The sequence below is a fragment of the Pseudomonas emilianonis genome (assembly GCF_023072625.1).
Lineage (GTDB): Bacteria > Pseudomonadota > Gammaproteobacteria > Pseudomonadales > Pseudomonadaceae > Aquipseudomonas > Aquipseudomonas paraveronii.
On sequence record NZ_JAKNRV010000253.1, the window covers coordinates 1 to 7,584 of the forward strand.

Consider the following 7,584-nt stretch of genomic DNA (forward strand, 5'->3'; position numbering starts at 1 on the left):
GCCCGGGCTTCGGCGGCTCCACCGGCCCGGTGCCGGTGCGTGTGGCGCCGGCGGTGTTGGGGGAATTCCCGGTGTACTACAAGGCGTTGGGCACGGTCACCGCGCTTAACACCATCAATGTGCGCAGCCGGGTGGGCGGCGAGTTGGTGAAGATCGCCTTTGAAGAAGGGCAGACGGTCAAGGCCGGCGACCTGCTGGCGGAAATCGACCCGCGCAGCTACCAGAACGCCTTGCTCCAGGCCCAGGGCACGCTGATGCAGAACCAGGCCCAGTTGAAAAACGCCCAGGTCGACGTCGAGCGTTATCGCGGCCTGTATGCCCAGGACAGTATCGCCAAGCAAACCCTGGACACCGCCGAAGCGCTGGTCCTGCAATACCAGGGCACGGTCAAGACCAACCAGGGCGCAGTGGACGACGCCAAGCTCAACCTCGAATTCACCAAGATCCGCGCGCCGATCGCCGGGCGCGTCGGCCTGCGTCAACTCGACGTCGGTAACCTGGTGGCCGCCAACGACACCACAGCGCTGGCGGTGATCACCCAGACCCAACCGATCAGCGTGGCCTTCACCCTGCCGGAGAGCACGCTGGAAACCGTGCTCGCCCGTTACCACGCCGGCAACAAACTGCCCGTGGAAGCCTGGGACCGCAGCGACGCCAAGCGTCAAGCCACCGGCGTGCTGCAGAGCCTGGACAACCAGATCGACGTCACCACCGGCACCCTGAAATTCAAGGCACGCTTCGATAACAAGGACCAGGCGCTGTTCCCCAATCAGTTCGTCAACGTGCATTTGCTCGCCGACACCCTGCATAACGTCGTGCTGGCGCCGTCTGCCGCTATCCAGTTCGGCAACGCCGGTACGTTTGTCTACAAGCTCGATGGCGACAAGAAGGTCAAGGTGCAGCCCCTGGTGGTCGGCGATACCGACGGCGACAACACGGTGATCAAGCAAGGCCTGGTCGCCGGCGACCGCGTGGTGCTGGAAGGCACCGACCGCCTGAAGGACGGCAGCGAAATCGAAGTGGTCAACGACAGCAGTCAAGTCCCGACCACCCCGACCGAGCACCTGCAAGGCAAGCCCGCCGCAAAAGGGGAGACCGGCGCTGACGCCGGCAAGGCGCAAAAGGTCGGTTCATGAACCTGTCGCGGCTGTTTATCCTTCGCCCGGTCGCCACCACGCTGAGCATGCTGGCGATTGTCCTGGCAGGGATCATCTCGTACCGCTTGCTACCGGTCTCGGCCTTGCCCCAGGTGGACTACCCGACCATCCGCGTGATGACCCTGTACCCCGGCGCCAGCCCGGATGTGATGACCAGCGCCGTCACCGCGCCCCTGGAGCGCCAGTTCGGGCAGATGCCCGGCTTGACCCAGATGGCCTCGACCAGCTCCGGCGGCGCGTCGGTGCTGACCCTGCGCTTCAACCTCGACATCAATATGGATGTCGCCGAGCAACAGGTGCAGGCTGCGATCAACGCCGCGACCAACCTGTTGCCCAAGGACTTGCCGGCGCCGCCGGTGTACAACAAGGTCAACCCGGCGGATACCCCGGTGCTGACCCTGGCGATTACCTCCAAGACCATGCTGCTGCCCAAGCTCAATGATTTGGTCGATACGCGCATGGCGCAAAAGATCGCGCAGATCAGCGGCGTCGGCATGGTCAGCATCGCCGGTGGCCAGCGCCAGGCCGTGCGCATCAAGGTCAACCCCGAGGCCCTGGCGGCCAACGGCTTGAACCTGTCGGACGTGCGCACGCTGATCGCCGCGTCCAACGTCAACCAGCCCAAGGGCAACTTCGACGGCCCGACCCGCGTGTCGATGCTCGACGCCAACGACCAGTTGGTGTCGCCGCAGCAGTATGCTGAACTGATCCTGGCCTACAAAAATGGCGCACCGCTGCGTCTGAAGGACGTCGCGCAGATCGTCGACGGCGCCGAAAACGAACGCCTCGCCGCCTGGGCCAATGAAAACCAGGCCGTGCTGCTGAATATCCAGCGCCAGCCCGGCGCCAACGTGATCGAGGTGGTCGACCGCATCAAGGCCTTGCTACCGAGCATCACCGATAACCTGCCGGCGGGCCTGGATGTGACGGTGCTGACCGACCGTACCCAGACCATCCGCGCTTCGGTCACCGATGTGCAACACGAATTGCTGATCGCCATTGCCCTGGTGGTGATGGTGACCTTCCTGTTTCTGCGCCGCGTCAGCGCCACGATCATCCCGTCCATCGCCGTGCCGCTGTCGCTGGTAGGCACCTTTGGCGTGATGTACCTGGCGGGTTTCTCCATCAACAACCTGACGCTGATGGCCCTGACCATCGCCACTGGGTTTGTGGTGGACGATGCCATCGTGATGCTGGAAAACATCTCGCGCTATATCGAGGAAGGTGAAACCCCGCTGGCCGCCGCGCTCAAGGGCGCCAAACAGATCGGTTTCACCCTGATTTCCCTGACCCTGTCGCTGATCGCCGTATTGATTCCGTTGCTGTTCATGGGCGACGTGGTCGGGCGCCTGTTCCGCGAGTTCGCGATCACCCTGGCGGTGGCGATCCTGATTTCCCTGGTGGTGTCCCTGACCCTGACGCCGATGATGTGCGCGCGCCTGCTCAAGCGTGAACCCAAGGAAGCAGAGCAGAGCCGTTTCTACAAGGCTAGCGGCGCCTGGATCGATTGGTTGATCGCAGCCTACGGGCGCAAGTTGCAGTGGGTGCTCAAGCACCAGCCGCTGACCTTGCTGGTGGCCATCGCCACCCTGGGCCTCACCGTGGTGCTCTACCTGGTGGTGCCCAAGGGGTTTTTCCCGGTGCAGGACACCGGGGTGATCCAGGGCATTTCCGAGGCGCCGCAGTCGATTTCCTTCGCTGCAATGAGCCAGCGTCAGCAGGAACTGGCGAAGATCATCCTGGCCGACCCGGCGGTGGAAAGCCTGTCGTCCTACATCGGTGTGGATGGCGATAACGCCACCCTCAACAGCGGTCGCTTGCTGATCAACCTCAAGGCTCACGGGCAGCGGGATTTGAGCGCAGCCCAGGTGATCACCCGCCTGCAGCCGGAAATCGACAAGCTGGTGGGCATTCGCCTGTACATGCAGCCGGTGCAAGACCTGACCATCGAAGACCGCGTCAGCCGCACCCAGTACCAGTTCAGCATGTCGTCACCCGACGCCGAGTTACTGGCCTTGTGGAGCGAAAAGCTGGTGCATGCCTTGAGCCAGTTGCCGCAGCTCACCGACGTCGCCAGCGACCTGCAGGACAAGGGTCTGCAGGTGTACCTGGTGATCGACCGCGATGCCGCCTCGCGCCTGGGCGTCAACGTGTCGACTATCACCGATGCGTTGTACGACGCCTTCGGTCAGCGGCAGATTTCCACCATCTACACCCAGGCCAGCCAATACCGCGTGGTGTTGCAGGCCCAGTCGGGCGAGACCCTGGGGCCGGATGCGCTGAACCAGATCCACGTCAAGACCACCGCCGGCGGCCAGGTGCGCCTGTCGAGCCTGGCCCGCGTGGAACAGCGCCAGGCGCAGTTGGCGATTGCGCATATCGGCCAGTTTCCGGCGGTGATGATGTCGTTCAACCTGGCCCCGGGTGTCGCGCTGGGCAAAGGCGTGGAGTTGATCAACCAGACCCAGAAAGACATCGGCATGCCGGTGGGCGTGCAGACTCAGTTCCAGGGCGCGGCCCAGGCGTTCGAAGCCTCGCTGTCGAGCACCTTGCTGCTGATCCTGGCGGCGGTGGTCACCATGTACATCGTGCTCGGCGTGCTCTACGAGAGCTACATCCACCCCGTCACCATCCTCTCGACCCTGCCTTCGGCGGCGGTGGGGGCGTTGCTGGCGTTGCTGCTCAGCGGCAATGACCTGGGCATGATCGCGATCATCGGCATCATTTTGCTGATCGGTATCGTCAAGAAAAACGCGATCATGATGATCGACTTCGCCCTCGACGCCGAACGCAACCAGGGCCTCGACCCGCAGACCGCGATCTACCAGGCGGCGCTGTTGCGCTTCCGGCCGATCCTGATGACCACCCTGGCCGCACTGTTCGGCGCGGTGCCGTTGATGCTGGCCACCGGTTCCGGTGCGGAGCTGCGTCAACCCCTGGGCCTGGTGATGGTCGGCGGTTTGCTGGTGAGCCAGGTATTGACCCTGTTCACCACACCGGTGATCTACCTGTACTTCGATCGCTTGGGTCGGCGCTGGCGCAAAGAGCCGCAACGCCTGGAGCCGGTTGAGTCATGAACCTGTCCGGACCTTTCATTCGCCGGCCGGTCGCGACCATGCTGCTGAGCCTGGCGATCATGCTGCTGGGCGGCGTCAGCTTCAATCTGCTGCCGGTGTCGCCGCTGCCGCAGATCGACTTCCCGGTGATCGTGGTGTCGGCCAGCTTGCCCGGCGCCAGCCCGGAGGTGATGGCGTCTACCGTGGCCACGCCGCTGGAGCGCTCATTCGGCGCGATTGCCGGTATTACCACCATGAGCAGTTCGTCCAGCCAGGGTTCGACCCGGGTGATCCTGGCGTTCGATTCCGACCGTGATATCAACGGTGCGGCGCGGGAAGTGCAGGCGGCAATCAACGCCTCGCGCAACCTGTTGCCCAGCGGCATGCGCAGCATGCCGACCTACAAGAAGATCAACCCGTCCCAGGCGCCGATCATGGTGCTGTCGCTGACCTCGGACGTGTTGCAGAAGGGCCAGTTGTACGACCTGGCCTCGACCATCCTTTCGCAAAGCCTGTCCCAGGTGCCGGGCGTGGGCGAAGTGCAGATCGGCGGCAGTTCGCTGCCGGCGGTGCGCATCGAACTCGAACCCAAGGCGCTCGACCAGTACGGCGTGGCCCTCGACGATGTGCGCAACACCATCGCCAACGCCAACCAGCGTCGGCCCAAGGGGTCCCTGGAAGACGCCGAGCGCAACTGGCAGATCCAGGCCAACGACCAGCTGGAAAAAGCCAAGGACTATGAGCCGTTGCTGATTCGCTACCAGAACGGCGCGGCCCTGCGCCTGGGCGATGTGGCGAAGATCAGCGACGGCGTCGAAGACCGCTACAACAGTGGTTTCTTCAACAATGATTCGGCCGTGCTGCTGGTGATCAACCGCCAATCCGGCGCCAACATCATCGAGACTGTCAGGCAGATCAAGGCGCAGTTGCCGGCGTTGCAGGCGGTGCTGCCGTCCAGCGTCAAACTGAGCCTGGCAATGGATCGCTCGCCGGTGATCACCGCCACCTTGCACGAGGCCGAAATGACCTTGTTGATTGCCGTTGGGCTGGTGATCCTGGTGGTCTACCTGTTCCTCGGTAACTTCCGCGCTTCGCTGATTCCAACCCTGGCGGTGCCGGTGTCGCTGGTGGGCACCTTCGCGGTGATGTACCTGTTCGGCTTTTCGTTGAACAACTTCTCGCTGATGGCGCTGATCCTCGCCACCGGCCTGGTGGTGGACGATGCCATCGTGGTGCTGGAGAACATTTCCCGGCATATCGACGAGGGCGTGCCGCCGATGAAGGCGGCGTACCTGGGTGCCCAGGAAGTCGGCTTTACCTTGCTGTCGATGAACGTGTCGCTGGTGGCGGTGTTCCTGTCCATCCTGTTCATGGGCGGGATCGTCACCAGCCTGTTCCGTGAGTTCTCGATCACGTTGTCGGCGGCGATCATCGTGTCGCTGGTGGTCTCGCTGACCCTCACCCCGATGCTCTGCGCCCGTTGGCTCAAGCCTCATATCAAAGGGCAACTGAGCGGTTTGCAGCGTTGGAGCCAGAACGTCAATGACCGCATGGTATCGGCCTACGCCACCAGCCTGGACTGGGTGCTGCGCCATCGGCGCCTGACCTTGCTCAGCCTGCTGATCACGGTAGGGGTGAATGTTGCGCTGTATGTGGTGGTACCAAAAACCTTCATGCCCCAGCAGGACACCGGGCAATTGATCGGCTTTGTGCGCGGCGACGACGGGCTGTCGTTCAGCGTGATGCAGCCGAAGATGGAAATTTTCCGCAAAGCCGTGTTGCAAGACCCAGCGGTGCTCAGCGTGGCCGGTTTCATCGGCGGCAACAGCGGCACCAACAACGCGGTGATGCTGGTTCGACTCAAACCCATCAGCGAACGCAAGGTCTCCGCTCAGGCGGTTATCGAGCGTCTGCGCAAGAGCGTGCCACTGGTGCCGGGAGGGCGACTGTTCCTGATGGCTGACCAGGACCTGCAATTCGGTGGTGGCCGTGACCAGACCAGTGCGCAGTATTCCTACATCCTGCAAAGCGGTGATCTGGCTGCGCTGCGCCTGTGGTACCCGAAGGTCGTGGCCGCTCTGCGCGCGTTACCCGAACTCACCGCCATCGACGCCCGCGAAGGCCGGGGCGCGGCCCAGGTTACGCTGATCGTCGACCGCGACCAGGCCAAGCGTCTGGGCATCGACATGAACATGGTCACCGCCGTGCTGAACAACGCCTACAGCCAGCGGCAGATCTCCACGATCTATGACAGCCTCAACCAGTATCAGGTAGTGATGGAGGTCGACCCGAAATACGCCCAGGACCCGATTACCCTGAAGCAGATGCAGGTGATCACCTCCGCCGGCGCGCGGGTGCCGTTGTCGACCATTGCCCATTATGAGAGCAGCCTGGCGGACGACCGCGTCAGCCACGAAGGCCAGTTCGCCTCGGAAAACATCGCCTTCGACATGGCGCCCGGCGTGACGGTGGAGCAGGGCACTGCAGCCATCGAGCGGGCGATTGCCAAGGTGGGCTTGCCGGAGGACGTCATCGCCAAGATGGCCGGCACCGCCGATGCTTTTGCGGCGACCCAGAAGGGCCAGCCGTTCATGATCCTTGGCGCACTGGTGGCGGTGTACCTGGTGTTGGGCATTCTGTATGAAAGTTACATCCACCCGCTGACGATCCTCTCGACCTTACCGTCGGCCGGCGTCGGTGCCTTGCTCTCCATCTACCTGCTGGGCGGTGAGTTCAGCCTGATCTCCTTGCTCGGGTTGTTCCTGTTGATCGGGGTGGTGAAGAAAAACGCGATCCTGATGATCGACCTGGCGTTGCAACTGGAGCGCAATGACGGCCTGAGCCCGCTGGAATCGATTCGCAGCGCCTGCCTGTTGCGGTTGCGGCCGATCCTGATGACCACGCTGGCGGCGATTCTCGGCGCCTTGCCGTTGTTGCTCGGCAGGGCCGAAGGCGCGGAAATGCGCCAGCCCCTGGGCCTGACCATTATCGGCGGGCTGATCTTCAGCCAGATCCTGACCCTTTACACCACCCCGGTGGTCTACCTCTATCTCGACCGCGCGCGCCATCGTTTCAACGCTTGGCGCGGCGTGCGTACCGATGCTGCCCTGGACTCTGCGCTATGACCGATTCGACCAACGCCAATGCACGCTTGTTGTGGCGAGGGCGCTTGCTCCCGCTGGAGAGCGAAGCACTCCCTGGCTTTTTTGGGGCCGCTGCGCAGCCCAACGGGAGCAAGCTCCCTCGCCACACCTCCGGCGTCGGTAAGGGGGCGAAGGCGTTAGCGATGGTGCTCTGCGGGGTGTTGCTCAGCGCCTGCGCCGTCGGCCCCGACTACACACGTCCGGCCGTCATCGAGCCTGCGCAGTTCA

3 protein-coding genes and 1 pseudogene are annotated in these 7,584 nt (G+C 63.4%); all 4 read left to right on the top strand.

Features of this window, described 5'->3' with window-relative positions:
• The coding region (locus L9Z73_RS21235; RefSeq protein ID WP_247405080.1) for an MdtA/MuxA family multidrug efflux RND transporter periplasmic adaptor subunit at nucleotides 1–1,136 on the top strand (1,136 nt) is incomplete at its 5' end.
• Nucleotides 1,133–4,234 carry an MdtB/MuxB family multidrug efflux RND transporter permease subunit gene (locus L9Z73_RS21240; protein ID WP_247405083.1) on the top strand — a complete coding sequence of 1,034 codons (3,102 nt, stop codon included), beginning with the start codon at nucleotides 1,133–1,135 and terminating at the stop codon, nucleotides 4,232–4,234. The genes L9Z73_RS21235 and L9Z73_RS21240, both read left to right, overlap by 4 nt.
• Nucleotides 4,231–7,338, top strand: coding sequence for an efflux RND transporter permease subunit (locus tag L9Z73_RS21245; protein ID WP_247405086.1), 3,108 nt, complete (start codon nucleotides 4,231–4,233; stop codon nucleotides 7,336–7,338). The genes L9Z73_RS21240 and L9Z73_RS21245 overlap by 4 nt, the downstream gene beginning before the upstream one ends.
• A pseudogene (locus tag L9Z73_RS21250) lies at nucleotides 7,335–7,584 on the top strand (hypothetical protein); the annotation flags it as partial. The gene L9Z73_RS21245 and the pseudogene L9Z73_RS21250, both read left to right, overlap by 4 nt.